This window comes from Rhodoferax sp., assembly GCF_028689305.1.
Classification (GTDB): domain Bacteria; phylum Pseudomonadota; class Gammaproteobacteria; order Burkholderiales; family Burkholderiaceae_C; genus Rhodoferax.
Genome location: NZ_JAQTWM010000030.1, coordinates 20,806 through 36,754, shown reverse-complemented (window position 1 = coordinate 36,754; position 15,949 = coordinate 20,806). Strand labels below are relative to the sequence as shown.

Genomic DNA, 15,949 nt, shown 5'->3' with positions numbered 1-15,949 from the left:
CGCTCGTCGCCAATGCGGCAAGCTTGTTCCACACTGGGGCGTTCACCCTCATAGCGCGCCAGGGTCAGCATGGCTCCGGTGAGCGTGGCATCTTCAGCCAAGGGCGTGGGGCGCGGCTGGGGTTGTGCACCCCACTCGCGCAGGCGCGCCAGCCCCAAAGCGATAGCCTCGGGCAGTTGCTGTTTCACGGTCTCGCGCAGGCTGCCGCCAAAGTCTTCCAGCTCTTCGGGCTGGCAGCCAATCAGCAGCACCTGATCGGGGTAATGGCCGGTGAACTGGGCCAGGCACAGCACCTCTTGAAAACCGGTCTGGTGCAGGCTCATTTTCTTGGCCCCCATGAAGCGCGGCACCTCGTCGTTCTCAATCAGCTTGAGTGTGCCGGGGGCCAGGCCGTAGTCGATGGCATCAAAAATCAGCAGCTTGGTGGCGGACTGCACCTGGTCGATCAGGTACAGGCCCTGGGTGCCGCCATCGACCAGATCCACGTGCGGCGCAAAGGTCCACTCACGCTGCAAGGTCTCGACGCAGCGCACGCCAAAACCTTCGTCGGCCCACAACACGTTGCCAATACCCAGCACCACAATATGCTCGTTGGTCTGCACGGTGTCAGTCCTTGAAGGTGCGGTAGCCAGAGATCATGGTGCTGACCACACTTTGGCGGCCCATGATGTCTTCGCGGATGGCAGCGTAGATGTGGGCAATGGCAAAAACCACAATCACCCACATGCCCAAGTGATGCCAGGTGTGCACGTCTTGCGACTGGCCCATCAGTGGAATCACCCAGCCAAACAAGGTGTTGGCCCAGGAACCGGCCTGCGTGCCTTCGCCATACAGGGCAAAGCCGGTGAAGATCATGAACAAGGCGGTGAACAGGAACACAAAAAACATCGCAAAACGGGCCAGCGGGTTGTGCCCCACGTAAGGGCCGGGGCTGGGCCCCATGAAGGCATACCACTTGAGCATGGCCACAATTTCATGCCAGTAGGCGCGCTGAAAAATCGGCACGGAATACAGCTCGCGGGCATGGTGGTTGCCCACCAGCGCCCAGTAGCTGCGGCCCAGCAGCCCAATGGTCAACACATAGCCGGCAGAAAAATGGGCAAAGCGGATGTAGCCCATCAGGAAGTGGTCACTGGCCTCCCCCGGCATGGTGGGCAGGGGCGAGCCAATGAAATAGCCGGTGATACACAGCACGGTGATGGCCAGGGCATTGACCCAATGCCACAGCCGCACCGGGGCTTCGTACACGTAGGTGGATCGGATCGACTTGGTGTGGGACAACTCCTCCACTTCCGTGGGCAGGGCGGCGTGAAGTTCGGCCGGGATGGGTGACGCGCTACGCGTGTTCATGGGGGTCTCCTTGTGACTGCTGGTGTGCAACCGGATTCAGAGTTGACCCAACAGGACCAGGCCGGCGCCACTGCATAGCGTGCCCAGACCGGCCATCACCCAGGTGGCTTTTTCCGCCAAGGCCTTGCGCACACCCAAGCCCACAGCCACACCGCCGAAATGCAGGCTAGCGGTGCAGGCCAGAAAACCCACGGCATAAGCGGCAAACCCGGTCGCCGGGGTTTCTGCCCCATGGGCCAAACCATGCAGCGAGGCGGCCAGGGCCACCAAGCCAAGCCCCAGAGCCACCGGCATCTTCTGGCGGCTCAGCACCAGCATGACCCCAAACAGCACCACACTCAGGGCAATCAGTGGCTCCAGAAACGGCACGCTCACACCCGCAGCGCCCAATGCAGCGCTGAGCACCAGCGTCAGCATGAAAGTGGCCGGGCCCCACCAGGCTTTGCGCTCCGGCAAGGCCGACACGGACCAGATGCCCACGGCCACCATGGCCAGCAGGTGGTCGGCCCCCAGGGGGTGCGCCAGACCCTCGGCCACGCCCGAGGTGCCGTGCCCGGTGTGAGCCTGGGCAAGCCCAGCAACCATACCCAGGGCGGCCAAACTCAGGCCACGTACGGTGTTTTGCGTCAACAGTTTCATGAAGTTCTCCAATCTCGAATTAACAATGGGCGGCTCAGCGGATTTTGACGTTGGCCATTTCCTGGCCATCGGGGCTCATCACATGGGTGGAGCAGGCCAGGCAAGGGTCAAACGAATGGAGTGTGCGCAAAATTTCGAGCGGCTGCTCGGGATTGACCATCGGTGTGCCCATCAACGACGCTTCAAAAGCGCCAATCTGGCCCTTGGCGTCCCGCGGGCTGCCGTTCCAGGTGGTGGGCACGACACATTGGTAGTTGTCGATCTTGCCGTCCTTGATCTTGATCCAGTGCGCCAGGGCGCCACGCGGTGCGGCTGACGTGCCCACGCCCTTGGCTTCCTTGGGCCAGGAGGCTGGGTCCCATTTCTCCACATTGGCGGTGGCGGTGTCACCGGCCTTGATGTTGGCGATCAGCTCGGCGTAGTCGTCCAGCATCATCTCGGCGCAGTACTGGCCCTCCAGGCAGCGCGCCAGGGTGCGGCCAATGGTGCTGGGCAGCAGTTGCTTCAGGGTATATTGGGTTTCTGGCAGGCCCAGAGCCTTGGGCACACCGCTGTTGACCATCATGGCCGAGAACTCCAGCTGTTCCTTGGGGCGCTGCGCGTATTTGTTGCCTTTGAGCGCATGCGCATAGGCCAGGATGTAGCGCGACAGCGGGCCGACCTCCACCGCGTGGCCGCGCCAGCGCGGGGCCTTGATCCAGGAGTATTTGGCGCTCTCGTCAATCTGCTCGATGTTGGTTTTGCTGCCCTTGGTGGCTTTGCCCAGTGCAAAGTTGGGCTCGGTGACACCGTCCCAGGGGTGCAGGCCCTTGGTGTCGTCGGCGTATTTGTACCAGCTGTGGGTCACAAATTCCTGAATCTGCTCGGGGTCACGCGGGTCCACCGGGTGGATTTCGTCCCACTTGCCATTCAGGATGGCACCGCCGGGCAACTGGTCGGTGCGCTTGTCGTAGTTGACCTTGGCGTATTCGCCGTAGTCCATCACATTGGTGGCCGAGAGGCCGCCGCCGTGCAACCAACCGGCGTGTTTGTAGAGCGTGCCAATGGCCAGCACATCGGGCAGGTAAACGTTTTTCACAAACTCGTTCATCTCGTCGATGCGCGCCTTGATGAAGTTGAGGCGCTCCATGTTGATCGGCGCACCGGACGCGCCGTTGCCGTCAAGGTTGATGGCGCAGGGCATGCCGCCGACCAGGAAGTTCGGATGTGGGTTTTTGCCGCCAATGATGGTGTGGATCTTGACCCAGTCTTTTTGCAGGTCCAGCGCTTCCAGGTAATGCGCCACCGCCATCAGGTTGGCCTCGGGCGGCAACACATAGGCTTTGGAGCCCCAGTAACCGTTGGTGAACGGGCCGAGCTGGCCGCTTTCGACAAACTTTTTCAGACGGTTTTGCAGGTCGCGGAAATAGCCGGGCGATGACAGCGGGTGGCTGGGCGACACCAGCTGCTGCAGCTCAGAAGTCTTCTTGGGATCAGCCTTGAGGGCCGACACCACGTCGACCCAGTCCAGCGCGTGCAGGTGGTAGAAGTGCACGACGTGGTCGTGCACCTGCAAGGTCTTGTCAAACAGACCACGCAGCAGGTGGGCGTTTTTCGGGATTTTGATGCCCAGTGCGTCTTCCACCGCACGCACCGAGGTCTGTGCGTGGGTACCGGTGCAGACACCACAAATGCGCTCGACAAAAGCCCAGGCATCACGCGGGTCACGGCCCTTGAGGATCACCTCCAGCCCGCGCCACATGGTGCCGGTGGAGACGGCGTTGTTGATGACGTTGTTCTTGTCAACGTTGACCTCGCAGCGCATGTGCCCCTCGATGCGGGTGACCGGGTCAACCACAATCCGCCGGCCGCTGTCGTCGAGCTTGAAGCCCTGTGTTTCGTATGCACCCATGGTGTTGTTCCTCTTGTGTTGGTTCAGGCTTTGGTGGTGTCTTTGGCCGTCTCTTTGGCGGACGCTGCGCGCTTGATGGCCGAGGCGGCAGCGTGGGCCGCTACCGCCACACCGACCACCGCGGCAGCCGTGCCACCGACCTTGTCGGCATTGGCTTCCACACCAAACTGCGGGATGTTGGTCAGGCGGTCGTAGAACGAACCCTTGTCCCAGAAGCCGTCTTCCGAACAGCCAATACAGCCGTGGCCGGCCTTGATCGGGAAACTCGTGCCCTCGTTCCACATCACGGTGGAGCAGGCGTTGTAAGTGGTGGGGCCTTTGCAGCCGACCTTGTAGAGGCAATAACCCTTGCGTGCCGATTCGTCATCAAACGCTTCGACAAACTGGCCCGCGTCGAAGTGCGGGCGGCGGTAGCACTTGTCGTGGATGCGCTGGCTGTAGAACATCTTCGGACGGCCCTGGCGGTCCAGCTCGGGGATTTTGTCGAAGGTCAGCATGTAGGTGATGACACCGGTCATCACCTCGGCAATCGGCGGGCAGCCGGGCACCTTGATGATGGGTTTGTCGGTGATGACCTTGTGGATCGGCGTGGCGGCAGTCGGGTTGGGCTTGGCGGCTTGCACACAACCCCAGGAGGCGCAGGAACCCCAGGCGATCACGGCCTTGGCATCCTTGGCGACGTGCTTGAGCTTGTCGATGAAGGGCTTGCCGGACTGGATGCAGAACATGCCGTCTTCGTTGAGCGGCGGGTTGCCTTCCACGGCCAGGATGTAGTTGCCCTTGTACTTGGTCATGATCTGGTCAAGGATGGCCTCGGCCTGATGCCCGGCGGCGGCCATCAGGGTGTCGTCATAGTCCAGCGAGATCATGGACAACACCACGTCCTTGGCCAACGGGTGGGCCGAGCGGATGAAGCTCTCGGAGCAGCAGGTGCACTCCAGCCCGTGCAGCCACAACACCGGCGTGCGCGGCTTGGTCTCCATGGCGTGTGCTATCTGCGGCACCAACGAGGGCGCCAGTCCCAGCGAGGTGGCCGTCAGTGAGCAGTACTTGAGCAAACTGCGCCGCGAGATGCCCTGGCGGCGCATGACCTCATAAAACGTTTCCACAGTGTTTCTCCTCGTTATCGGTGGTTTGGAAGGCGGCTGTCACACCGGCAGACATCGACTTGCTGCTGGCTTTGTCACAAGTTTTGTGCCAGAAGTCGACACCTGCGTGTAAACCCCTAGAAGCCCATCGCGGGAAGGTGCATTTGCGTCTGGGGACCATGCTGAAGCCGCACCAGCATCCACCGCCTGCCGCTAGGGCGGCCCGGCCAGGTGGTTACCACGCTTGCAGATTGACAGCCCAGGTGGCAACCAGCATTGCAGGCCCGCCACCGCACACGCTGCCAGCACCGGACCGCCGGCAACACTTTTCATCAATGCATTTTTGCTACATTATTTATAGCTACTTAAGCATATTTTGTGCGGGCTAGAGGCCAAAAAACCTTTAAGATTGGCCCAATGGCACACCTGACCAAGGGGATCCCCCTCCAGGCAACCGCCGAATGCAAACTGATCTACGATTTCGACCATGCGGACTCAAGCCTACGTTCTGTTTGACACACCCATCGGCCACTGCGGCATGGCCTGGAGCGCCTGCGGACTCACTGGCGTGCAGTTGCCCGAACAGGACGCGGCAGCGACCCGCGCGCGTATGCAGCGCCGGTTTCCCCGGTGTGAGGAAAGCGCCACCGCCCCACCCCAGGTACAGGAGGCCATGGCCGCCGTGCGGGCCTTGCTCGGCGGCGCGCCGAAAACGCCGACGGATTTGTCCCACATCGTGCTCGACATGGACGGCGTGCCGCCCTTTCATCAGCGGGTGTATCGGCAGGCGCGCCGCCTGGCCCCGGGAGAAACCATCACCTACGGCGAACTGGCTCGCCTGCTGGGTGAACCCGGCGCCGCCCGCGCCGTGGGCCAGGCGCTGGGCGCCAATCCGTTCGCCCCGGTGGTGCCATGCCACCGGGTGCTGGCGGCGGGTACCCGTGCCGGCGGTTTCTCGGCGCATGGCGGCATCGGTGCCAAGCTGCGCCTGCTGCAGATAGAACACGCCCGTTTCAACGGACCGGGTCTGTTTGATGACCCTGCGGACACACCGCTGTCGTAAGCTCCCTGGGTTCCCACGAATCATCCCGAAGAAGGCAAACAAACATGGGTTTTCCAAATCGACATCAATACCTTCAAGCAGCCTTACTGATGGGGCTGGCTGTGCTGATCCTGATCGGCATGTGGGTGTGGCATCTGGCTGGCAAGAAAACGCTGGAACAGGAATTCATCCAGTCGCATGTGGCCACGGCAGTCAGCGCCAGGCAGCATGCGGTCGAGGCGCTGTTTGGCAGTCTGTACCAAAACCTGCGCACCATTTCCCTGCTGCCCAGCGTGCGCGCGATCTCTGGCGGCAACCGCACCAGCGAGAATGAAAACGTGGTGGACACCGGCCGTTTCACTGCAGAAGGGCAGGAAACCGTCCAGCAGCTCTACAACAACCTGCGCGTCAATGTCAGCGTATCGGAAGTCTATGCGGTGCTCGACAACCTGGATGCCGGCAAGGGGCAGGTCCCCTTCTTCATGTACGACACCCTGGTGTTTGGGGCCCAGGAACTGGAGGCCGCTGCCGCCCCGAACCCGGATGCCCCGCAGGAAGACGAAACCGCCGAATACGCCTACTTTCCCCAGCAGATGGCGCTGATCAAAAAAACCTACGCCACCTTCAACTTCACCGACCCGCAGCGCATACCGGCCTTTGCCTCACCGATGATGCGGACCTGTGACAACAGCCAGTACCTCTCCAAATCCGGTGGCCATGACAAGGAAACCCATGGCCTGTTGTATTCCGTGCCGTTTTTTGACGCCAGGACCCAGCAGTTCAAAGGGGTGATCTCCGGCATCTTGCGTAGCAACGTGATCGAGGCCACGTTGATGGGTATTCCCTTGGTGCCCGTCACCGCAGAAGATGCCGCCAACCAGAAAAAAACCGGGTGGCGCCTGCCGCAGCCGGCCCGGTTCATGCTGACCAATGCGGCTTATGGCATCCAGATCCTGGACCGTCGCAACCCCGATTTACCCAAACTGCTGGCGCAGGGGGAAGAAGGCCGCAACACCTTCCACGTGACGCTCAATGTGCAGAGTGACAGCCCCTGGGTCCTGAGTTATTACCTGCCGGAAAGCGTGATCCAGAGCGCCTCGGCCGACAGCGACCGCGGCTTTTATCTGCTGGTGCTGGTGGTGTTTGGTGTGCTGGCCGTTGCCATGGCGGCACTGCTGACGCTGGGCAATATCCGCAACGCGGTGACAGAAATCGGCCAGGTGTTCGCAGCTCTGGCCCAGGGCAACCTGGCACGGCGGGTCCAGCTGAAGCTGACCGGCGCCCTGGGACAACTCCAGGCCGATTCCAACCACACCATCGACAAGCTCAACACCATCGTGGTGCAGCTCAAAGGGGCCAGCCATACCATCAGCGACGCGGCCAATGACATTGCTTCTGCCAACACCAACATCCGTGAACGTACCGAAGACCAGGTCAGCAACCTGACCCAGGCCACCCGGACCATGGACGAACTGACCACCACGGTCAAGCAGAGTGAGGACAACGCCCGCCTGGCCAACCAGCATGCCCAGAACGCCTCACAGGTCGCGGTGTCCTGCGGCGAAGTGGTGGGCCAGGTGGTGCACACCATGCAGGACATCCATGCCGCCTCGCAAAAAATTGCCGAAATCATTTCAGTGATTGATGGCATTGCCTTTCAGACCAATATCCTGGCGCTGAATGCGGCGGTGGAAGCAGCACGCGCCGGTGAACAGGGCCGCGGTTTTGCAGTGGTGGCCAGCGAAGTGCGTAGCCTGGCCAAACGCTCGGCGGACGCCGCCAAGGAAATCAACACGCTGATCTCCGACTCGGTGACCAAGGTGGCCACCGGCACCGCCCTGGTGGACCGCGCCGGGCAAACCATGCAGGATGTTGTGAGCGCCATTCAACGCACCACCGACCTGATGGCCGAGATCACCAGCACCAGCGTGTCACAAAGTCGGGGGATCGAACAGGTCCATGGCACCATCCGAGAGATGGAAGACATGACCCAACACAACGCCAGCCTGGTCGCCCAGGCCGTGGCTTCAGCCCATCATCTGGAAGAACTTGCCACCGGATTAAAAACCATGGTCGCCACATTTACCCTGGAGGGCGCAGCGCCATCCGGCCATTTGCCGCGGCAGATGCTATCGTCAGGGCATGAAAACCCAAATTGATCATCTGGTCATCGTCGCCGCCACGCTGGAACAAGGGGTGCAATGGTGTGAGGCCACCCTCGGCGTCACACCGGGCCCGGGTGGTGAGCATGCACAGTTCGGCACCCATAACCGCCTGTTCAAAATCGCCACCCCCAGCCAGCCCCTGGCCTATTTTGAAATCATCGCCATCAACCCGGAGGCCAAATGGCCACCCCCAAACGCCGCCCGGCGCTGGTTTGACATGGACGACGCCGCGCTGCAGGCCGCCGTGGCCGTCGAACCGCGGCTGGTGCATTTTGTCGCCAATACCGACAACATCCAGGCAGCCCGTACCGCGTTAAAAACCCTGGGCATCGACCGCGGACCGGTCGTCCATGCCAGCCGCCACTCCCGGCGCGGCCTGCTGCAGTGGCAGATCACCGTGCGCGCAGATGGGCAGCGCCTGTTCAACGGCACCTTGCCGAGCCTGATCCAGTGGGGCCAGCCCGATGCCGCCGAACCGCTGCGCCTGCACCCCAGAAACAGCTTGCCGCGCTCGGGCGTGACGCTGCAGGGCATCAGCGTGACCCACCCGACGGCCAGCAAGCTGCAAGCCGCTTATGACGCCATCGGCCTGGACGGCGTCACGCTGGCAACCGGCCCGGTCAATCTCACTGCCACCCTGCATACCCCCAAGGGGGTGGTCCAGCTTCACAGCCACGGGGTCTGAGACACCGCGCAGCGCGATCCGGCGCCTAAACCGGTGCCGGGGCTGGCCGCACCAGCTCCCAGGTCCTGAGCTTGCCGCCATGGAATTCGGCCGTCACATAAGACTTCGAAGCATCCGTCCAGCGAAACAGCTCGGGTTGACTGTCCCTGGGGCTCTGGGGCTCGCCCAGCGACCGGGTCATGGCCACCACATGCATCAGCGTGAGGCCGGGCCGAAGTCTGGCATGGAGCATGACGGCACTGTCCACATAGCCGATCGGCCGTTGGGCGGCGCGCTTGAGCACCTGCATCATGCGGCCAAAGTGCAGCAGCAGCCACATCATCAAAGCGCCCGTAGCCGCCGCCACGCCGGCCCAACCATAGGACTGGTACCCGGTCAGCACCAGGGCGACACAGGCCAGCGGGATCAGAATTTTTTGCCATTGCATGCCGCTATTGTCCCCGGACTGGACCCGCCCAGCCCGTGGCGTGCTTCACGAGACAGCGCGGACACCCAGCGCCGGCCGCGCGGCAGACACGGCGTCTGCGGTCACCCCCAGCGCTGCCAAGGCCGCCGGCACCGCCAGCCCCCGTACCAGCGCAGCAGCCAGCTCACCCATGGCTGGCGCAGTCTGGATGCCATAGCCCCCCTGCCCGGCCAGCCAGAAAAAGCCCGGTGCATCCGGGGCAAACCCCACAACCGGGGTTTTGTCCACCACAAACGAACGCAATCCGGCCCATTTGCGCCGGACCTGGCGAATCTGCAGCGTGGTGGCGGTCTCGATCCGGTCCACGGCAATGGCCACATCCAGCTCTTCGGGCTGCACATCCTGCGGCGCCACCGGGTCTTCGTTGGCAGGAGACACCAGCAACATGCCGGCATCGGGTTTGAAGTAGAAACCTTCCTTGGCATCAATCACCAGCGGCCAGTGGCTGGTGTCATGCCCGGCCGGCACATCACAGGTGAAGGCGGTGCGCCGCATGGGCTGCAAGCCTACCGGGCTCACCCCCGCCAGGCGGGCCAGTTCGTCACACCAGGCCCCTGCCGCATTGACCACCAGCGGTGCCCAGAAACACCCGGCCGGGGTTTCCACGCGCCAGCCCTCACCCTCGCGCGTGATGGTCCGAACCCCGGCATCACACACCAGCGATGCACCAGCAGCCTTGGCACCGCGCAAAAAGCCCTGGTGAATGGCATGCACATCCATGTCCATGGCATCGGGTTCGAACACCCCGTACCGAGCGGCTTGCGGGCGCAGCACCGGCACCCGCTGCAGCACCTCTGCCTGGCTCCACCAGGCGATGTTGGGCACCAGTGCCTGCCGCTCAGCCAGCGACTGCCGCATCGCGTCATGGTCATCCGCCCCGCCGACACTCAGCGCCCCCCGCGGTGTTACCAGCGGATAGGGTGAAAACCCTTGTGGTGGCTGCTCATAAAACGCCTTGGACGCCGTGGTGATGGCCCGCACCACGGCGTTGCCGTAGGTCTCGGAATACAGGGCCGCCGAGCGCCCAGTGGCGTGGTAACCCGGCTGCGACTCACGCTCCAGCACGGTGACAGACAAGTGGGGCGCGAGGAAATAGGCCGCGGATGCACCTGCCATGCCCGCGCCGATGATCAAAACCTCTGTTTTTTGCATGAATCAACCTCGATAAAAAAAGGGGCACCACACCCCGAAGCCAGCCATCGTCCATGATGGACAGACCGGTACCACCACCAGCCGCGGCGGCGGTCAGCCACGCTGAGCACAAATATTTTCATGCCCATTTGGCCATTTTTCACGGAATCGCGCCCCGCCGCCCCGTAATATGCCCACCACTCATAGGAGACCTGTATGCCTGTCATCACCCATATCGAAGACCTGCGCGTGCTGGCGCAAAAACGCGTGCCCCGCATGTTTTATGACTATGCCGATTCCGGCTCGTGGACCGAATCCACCTACCGCGCCAACAGCGAGGATTTCCAGAAAATCAAACTGCGCCAGCGTGTCGCCATCAACATGGAAAACCGCAGCACCGCCAGCACCATGATCGGTCAGAAGGTGGCCATGCCGGTGGCGATTGCCCCCACCGGCCTGACCGGCATGCAGTGCGCCGATGGCGAGATCAAGGCTGCCAACGCGGCGAAAAAATTCGGTATCCCGTTCACCCTCTCAACCATGAGCATTTGCTCGATCGAAGACGTGGCCCAGGAGACCGGCGGCCATCCGTTCTGGTTTCAGCTCTATGTGATGAAAGACCGCAACTACATCGAACGCCTGATTGACCGCGCCAAGGCGGCCAACTGTTCGGCGCTGGTGCTGACGCTGGATTTGCAGATCATCGGCCAGCGGCACAAAGACCTGATCAATGGCCTGTCGGCACCACCCAAGCCCACCCTGACCAACATCATCAACATGGCCACCAAGGTACGTTGGGGCCTGGGCATGCTGGGTACCAGGCGGCATGGCTTCGGCAACATCGTCGGCCACGTCAAAGGTGTGGAAAACATGGGCAGCTTGAGTGAATGGACCTCCAAGCAGTTTGACCCAGCGCTGAGCTGGAACGATGTCGAGTGGATCAAAAAACGCTGGGGCGGCAAGCTGATCCTCAAAGGCATCCAGGACGTGGAAGATGCACGGCTGGCCGTGGACTCCGGCGCCGATGCGCTGATCGTCAGCAACCATGGCGGTCGCCAGCTCGATGGCGCACCCAGTTCCATCACCGCCCTGCCCGCCATCGTGGACGCGGTCGGCAGCCAGATCGAGGTGCACATGGACGGCGGCATCCGCAGCGGGCAGGACGTGCTCAAAGCCCGCGCCCTGGGTGCCCGCGGCACCTACATTGGCCGCGCCTTCTTGTATGGCCTGGGGGCCATGGGTGAAGCCGGTGTCACCAAGGCGCTGGAAATCATCCACAAGGAACTCGACCTGACCATGGCGTTTTGCGGTCACACCAACATCGAAAAAGTGGACCTGGGCATTCTGCTGCCCGGCACCTACCCGCAGTAGGCTCCTGAGTCTGGCACGCCAGACTCAGCGGTCAGGACGCTTGCAGCTGGTGTGTCACCAGCTTGAAGTCGGGGTCTTCGTGGAAGGCCTTGATGGCAAAACCCAGCCCACGCATGAGTTTGAGCATGTTGGGGTTGTTGGCCAGCACCAGGCCTTCAATCTCGGTCAGGCCTTTTTCACGGGCAAAGTCCATGATCGAGAGCATCAGCCTTGAGCCCAGCCCACGCCCCTTGAACTCGTCGGCCACCACCAGCGAAAACTCGCAGGTGGCACGATCTGGATTGGTGATGTAACGCGACACACCTACGATGCGCGTGGTTTCCTGCGACTGCCCCTGGGGGTCGATGCTGGTCTCGGTATGCAGGGCCACCAGCGCCATTTCCCGGTCATAGTCGATCAGGGTGAAGCGCGACAGCATGGTGGCTGGCAACTCCTGCATGCTCGACACAAAGCGGAAATAACGGCTCTCGGGCGAGAGATCGCGCACAAATGCCTGCAACATCAGGGCGTCGTCCGGGTGCACCGGGCGCACGATGTATTCGCCGCCACCGGCCATCGGACAGACTTGCTCGTACTGCGACGGATACGGCAGGATCGCCAAGTGGTTGTAATGCCGCACCGACGGCGCCGCGTTGTCCACCACAATGCGGGCGTCCACCGCCAGCGCGCCCGATTCATCCACGATGATCGGGTTGATATCCATCTCACGCAGCTGCGGCAGCTCACACACCATCTCGGACACCCGCAGCAGGATCTGCTCCAGCGCCTCGATATGGGCCGCCGGTGCACCACGCCAAGCGCCCAGGGTTTCGGCCACCCGCGAGCGCTCGATCAGCCGACGCGCCAGAAATTGGTTCAGCGGCGGCAGCTCCATGACGCGGTCGTTGATGAGTTCGATCATCGTGCCGCCGGCGCCAAAGGCAATCACCGGTCCAAACGGGTCGTCGGTCACCAGGCCCACACATACCTCACGCCCGCGCTTCTGGCTGGACATGTTCTGCACCGTCACCCCGTTGATGCGGGCATTGGGCTGCAGGCGAGTCACGTTCTGGATCATGCCCAGATAGGTGTCCCGCACGGCAACGGCGCTGAGCACGTTCAGCGCCACGCCCTGCACGTCGGATTTGTGGCTGATGTCGGGCGAATCGATCTTGAGCGCCACCGGGAAGCCCAATTGCGTGGCAATCATCATGGCCTCGTTGGGGCTGCGCGCCAGGATGGTCTTGGTGACGGGGATGTGAAAGGCCGCCAGCAGTGCTTTCGATTCCATCTCGGTCAGCACCTTGCGTCGCTCGGCCAGCACACTTTCAATCAGCAGTCGGGCACCCTCCACGTCGGGGGTGGCCAAGTCGCTCAGTGGTGGCGGTGTCTGTTGCAACAACTGCTGGTTTTGATAGAACGACGCAATGTTGCCAAATGCCCCCACCGCCGCTTCCGGGGTACGAAAGGTCGGGATGGCGGCGTCGTTCAGGATCTTGCGGGCCTCGCCAACCGAAGCATCCCCCATCCAGCAACTCAGCAACGGCTTGCTGACCTGGCGGTTGAAATCGGCAATGGCTTTGGCAATGGCGTCGCCGTCTACCCCGCTCTTGGGTGAATAAATCACCAGGATGCCGTCAATTTGTGCAGCCTTGTTGGCGGCCTCGATTGCCGCCCGAAACTGCTCGGGACCAGCATCTTCCGACACATCCATCAAGTCACTGAAGGTGGCCAGTGCGGGCATCACCGGTCTGAGGTCTGCCACCTGCTCGGCGGTCAGGCGCCCCAGCTCCAGCTGGATCTCACTGGCCCAGTCTGCCGCCAGCACCCCCGGCCCACCGCCGTTGGTCACGATGGCCAGGCGCCGCCCTACCGGCTTGTAACGCGAGGCCAGGCATTTGGCTGCCGAAAACAGTGCCACAAAAGAGCGCACACGCACGGCACCGGCGCGCCGCAAGGCGGCGTCAAACACGTCGTCACTGCCCACGATGGCCCCCGAATGGGTCAACGCCGCGCGGTTACCCGCCGGCTTGCGCCCGGCCTTGAGCACCACCACCGGTTTGGCATTGGCCGCAGCACGCAGGGCGCTCATGAAACGCCGGGCATTGGTAATCCCTTCCAGGTACACCACAATGCTGTGGGTCTGGGCGTCCGAAGCCAGGAAGTCCAGCACCTGCGCCATGTCCACCGCCGTGTTGGGGCCAAGCGACACCACGGTGGAAAAGCCCACAGCATTTTTGCGAGCCCAGTCTAGGATGGATGCGGTCAGGGCCCCCGACTGCGACACCAGCGCCAGCGGGCCGGTTGACGCCAGCGGTCCCGCCACGCTGGCATTGAGTTGCAGCTGTGGCCGCTGGAAACCCAGGCAGTTCGGGCCCAGCAGGTAAACGCCATCGCGTGTGGCCATCTTGTGCAGCTCGGCGGCCTGGGCGGCATCAATGCCGCTGGAGATCACCAGGGCCGAACGGCACTTGATGCGTCCGGCGATCTCCAGCGCAGCGGCCACTTCATTGGCTGGCAGGGCAATGATGGCCAGATCCGCATGGGTGCTGGCCAGATCGGCCAGTGTGCCACTGGCGTGGATGTCCAGAAAAACCAGTTTGCCGCTGTAACGCTGCGCCGTGATGGCCTGGTACAGCACGCGGGCCTGGGGGGTCTGCGACGCCAGCTCATCCGGTTTACCGGCAAAAACCGCGATGGAGCCAGGCGAAAACAAAGAGGTCAAAAAATGCTTGTCCATGAAACTACCTCATGACGACGAACGCGTCGAAATGTCGAGCTTAACCTGCACCGCCCCCGATCCAGCTGATTTTCATCATGAACCGGCGTTATCCTCGGGCACCCTGAGTCCACCACCCTGCCCACCGTGCCGCCTAGCCTGATCCGTCGTATTGCCCATCTGGACATGGACGCGTTTTATGCGTCGGTGGAATTGCTACGCTACCCGCAGCTCAAAGGCCTGCCCATGGTGATTGGCGGCGAGCGGCGAACGGCTGACAACGCCCTGTTGCAGGCCCACGGTGACCGCCCGCTCAGCCAGATCGCCATCACCGAATTTCCGCGCCTGGGCGACTACACCGGCCGCGGCGTCATCACCACCGCGACTTACCCGGCCCGGCAATTTGGCATCGGCTCGGCCATGGGCCTGATGAAAGCCGCCAAGCTGTGTCCACAGGCCATCTTGCTGCCGGTGGATTTTCCCGAGTACCGGCGTTATTCGCGGGCGTTCAAGGACATCATCCTGGACATCGCACCACTGATGGAAGATCGCGGCGTCGATGAGGTCTACATCGACTTCACCCATGTCCCCGGCGGCCAGCGCGACGGCGGCCGGGTGCTGGCCCGCCTGATCCAGAAAACCATCTTCCAGCAAACCGGACTGACCTGCTCCATCGGTGTGGCGCCCAACAAACTGCTGGCCAAAATGGCCAGTGAGTTCAACAAACCCAATGGCATCGCGATTCTTCTTGAAGACGAGCTGCAACAGCGTATCTGGCCGCTGGCTTGCCGCAAGATCAACGGCATTGGTCCCAAAACCGACGAAAAGCTGCACACGCTGGGCGTCCAGACGATTGGCGAACTGGCGCAGCGGGATGTGGACTGGCTGATGGACCACTTTGGCCAGAAAACCGGGAGCTGGCTGTTTGCCGCCGCCCATGGGCGGGACGACCGGCCGGTGGTACTGGAAAGCGAACCGGTCTCCATCAGCCGCGAAACCACGTTTGACCGTGACCTGCACGCGGTCCGCGACAAGGCCGAGCTTGGCGTCATCTTCACCCGGCTATGCCAACAGGTGGCGGACGATTTGCAGCGCAAGGGGTATGCTGGCAAAACCATCGGCATCAAGCTGCGTTACGACGATTTCAAGAGTGTGACCCGCGACCAGACCATCCAGGACTACATCAATGATGCCGCTATCATCCGCCAGATGGCTGGCCAGTGCCTCAAGCGTGTCCCTCTGCAACAGCGCCTGCGTCTGTTGGGCGTGCGTGTTGGGTCGCTGAAAAAAATCGATGAAGATACTGGTCACGGCCCCCAAAATCCACTCGTGCTGAATCAAAATGAAGCTCGGGAAACTATCAATACCATAGCGATCGAGCAGCAGTTATTCTGAGGCCTGGTACGCAAATTATTTTTGTTGG

Annotated in this window: 13 protein-coding genes; 5 read left to right on the top strand and 8 right to left on the bottom strand. The window is 62.2% G+C overall.

Annotated elements, in window-relative coordinates:
- The 5 genes from PHW99_RS08420 to PHW99_RS08400 all read right to left on the bottom strand — a co-directional run.
- Positions 1–602, bottom strand: a 602-nt coding sequence (locus PHW99_RS08420) for a HyaD/HybD family hydrogenase maturation endopeptidase (protein WP_300175646.1), incomplete at its 3' end; no start/stop codon positions are given.
- A 4-nt stretch (positions 603–606) separates the two neighbouring features.
- Entirely contained in the window at positions 607–1,350 is a 744-nt protein-coding gene (cybH, locus tag PHW99_RS08415; RefSeq protein ID WP_300175644.1) for a Ni/Fe-hydrogenase, b-type cytochrome subunit, read from the bottom strand.
- Between the two features lie 36 nt (positions 1,351–1,386).
- Complete coding sequence (locus PHW99_RS08410) at positions 1,387–1,989, bottom strand: HupE/UreJ family protein (RefSeq protein WP_300175642.1); 603 nt, start codon at positions 1,987–1,989, stop codon at positions 1,387–1,389.
- Between the two features lie 34 nt (positions 1,990–2,023).
- Complete coding sequence (locus PHW99_RS08405; protein ID WP_300175640.1) at positions 2,024–3,880, bottom strand: nickel-dependent hydrogenase large subunit; 1,857 nt, start codon at positions 3,878–3,880, stop codon at positions 2,024–2,026.
- A gap of 23 nt (positions 3,881–3,903) precedes the next feature.
- Positions 3,904–4,989, bottom strand: a complete 1,086-nt coding sequence (locus tag PHW99_RS08400; RefSeq protein ID WP_300175638.1) for a hydrogenase small subunit — start codon at positions 4,987–4,989, stop codon at positions 3,904–3,906.
- A 466-nt stretch (positions 4,990–5,455) separates the two neighbouring features.
- Between PHW99_RS08400 and PHW99_RS08395 the strand changes: the two genes are divergently transcribed.
- From PHW99_RS08395 to PHW99_RS08385, 3 genes are all read left to right on the top strand, one after another.
- Positions 5,456–6,031, top strand: a complete 576-nt coding sequence (locus tag PHW99_RS08395) for a methylated-DNA--[protein]-cysteine S-methyltransferase (RefSeq protein WP_300175636.1) — start codon at positions 5,456–5,458, stop codon at positions 6,029–6,031.
- A gap of 89 nt (positions 6,032–6,120) precedes the next feature.
- A complete protein-coding gene (locus PHW99_RS08390; protein ID WP_300175634.1) occupies positions 6,121–8,169 on the top strand; it encodes a methyl-accepting chemotaxis protein in 2,049 nt (682 codons plus the stop codon).
- On the top strand, positions 8,153–8,860 hold the full coding sequence (locus tag PHW99_RS08385; RefSeq protein ID WP_300175632.1) for a VOC family protein: 708 nt from the start codon (positions 8,153–8,155) through the stop codon (positions 8,858–8,860). The genes PHW99_RS08390 and PHW99_RS08385 overlap by 17 nt, the downstream gene beginning before the upstream one ends.
- A 25-nt stretch (positions 8,861–8,885) precedes the next feature.
- Here PHW99_RS08385 and PHW99_RS08380 read toward each other — a convergent pair whose 3' ends face one another.
- Both PHW99_RS08380 and PHW99_RS08375 read right to left on the bottom strand, forming a co-directional pair.
- On the bottom strand, positions 8,886–9,287 hold the full coding sequence (locus PHW99_RS08380) for a glycerate kinase (protein ID WP_300175630.1): 402 nt from the start codon (positions 9,285–9,287) through the stop codon (positions 8,886–8,888).
- Between the two features lie 45 nt (positions 9,288–9,332).
- The gene (locus PHW99_RS08375; RefSeq protein ID WP_300175628.1) at positions 9,333–10,478 is read right to left on the bottom strand and encodes an FAD-binding oxidoreductase; all 1,146 of its coding nucleotides are present in this window, start codon (positions 10,476–10,478) and stop codon (positions 9,333–9,335) included.
- Between the two features lie 195 nt (positions 10,479–10,673).
- Here PHW99_RS08375 and PHW99_RS08370 point away from each other — a divergent pair, with 195 nt between their 5' ends.
- Positions 10,674–11,828, top strand: a complete 1,155-nt coding sequence (locus tag PHW99_RS08370) for an alpha-hydroxy acid oxidase (RefSeq protein WP_300175626.1) — start codon at positions 10,674–10,676, stop codon at positions 11,826–11,828.
- A gap of 31 nt (positions 11,829–11,859) precedes the next feature.
- Here PHW99_RS08370 and PHW99_RS08365 read toward each other — a convergent pair whose 3' ends face one another.
- Positions 11,860–14,547 (bottom strand): bifunctional acetate--CoA ligase family protein/GNAT family N-acetyltransferase, encoded by a 2,688-nt coding sequence (locus tag PHW99_RS08365; protein ID WP_300175624.1) that lies wholly within the window; start codon positions 14,545–14,547, stop codon positions 11,860–11,862.
- 165 nt (positions 14,548–14,712) lie between these two features.
- On the opposite strand from PHW99_RS08365, the gene dinB reads away from it, so the two are divergent.
- The gene (gene dinB / locus PHW99_RS08360) at positions 14,713–15,921 is read left to right on the top strand and encodes a DNA polymerase IV (RefSeq protein WP_300175648.1); all 1,209 of its coding nucleotides are present in this window, start codon (positions 14,713–14,715) and stop codon (positions 15,919–15,921) included.
- Positions 15,922–15,949 lie beyond the last annotated feature (28 nt).

Coding starts and splice junctions, on each gene's coding strand:
- PHW99_RS08385 (WP_300175632.1), top strand. CDS start 8,153: ATGAAAACCCAAATTGATCATCTGGTCATCGTCGCCGCCACGCTGGAA.
- PHW99_RS08365 (WP_300175624.1), bottom strand. CDS start 14,547: ATGGACAAGCATTTTTTGACCTCTTTGTTTTCGCCTGGCTCCATCGCG.
- PHW99_RS08370 (WP_300175626.1), top strand. CDS start 10,674: ATGCCTGTCATCACCCATATCGAAGACCTGCGCGTGCTGGCGCAAAAA.
- cybH (WP_300175644.1), bottom strand. CDS start 1,350: ATGAACACGCGTAGCGCGTCACCCATCCCGGCCGAACTTCACGCCGCC.
- PHW99_RS08410 (WP_300175642.1), bottom strand. CDS start 1,989: ATGAAACTGTTGACGCAAAACACCGTACGTGGCCTGAGTTTGGCCGCC.
- PHW99_RS08390 (WP_300175634.1), top strand. CDS start 6,121: ATGGGGCTGGCTGTGCTGATCCTGATCGGCATGTGGGTGTGGCATCTG.
- PHW99_RS08405 (WP_300175640.1), bottom strand. CDS start 3,880: ATGGGTGCATACGAAACACAGGGCTTCAAGCTCGACGACAGCGGCCGG.
- PHW99_RS08375 (WP_300175628.1), bottom strand. CDS start 10,478: ATGCAAAAAACAGAGGTTTTGATCATCGGCGCGGGCATGGCAGGTGCA.
- PHW99_RS08380 (WP_300175630.1), bottom strand. CDS start 9,287: ATGCAATGGCAAAAAATTCTGATCCCGCTGGCCTGTGTCGCCCTGGTG.
- PHW99_RS08395 (WP_300175636.1), top strand. CDS start 5,456: ATGCGGACTCAAGCCTACGTTCTGTTTGACACACCCATCGGCCACTGC.
- dinB (WP_300175648.1), top strand. CDS start 14,713: ATGGACGCGTTTTATGCGTCGGTGGAATTGCTACGCTACCCGCAGCTC.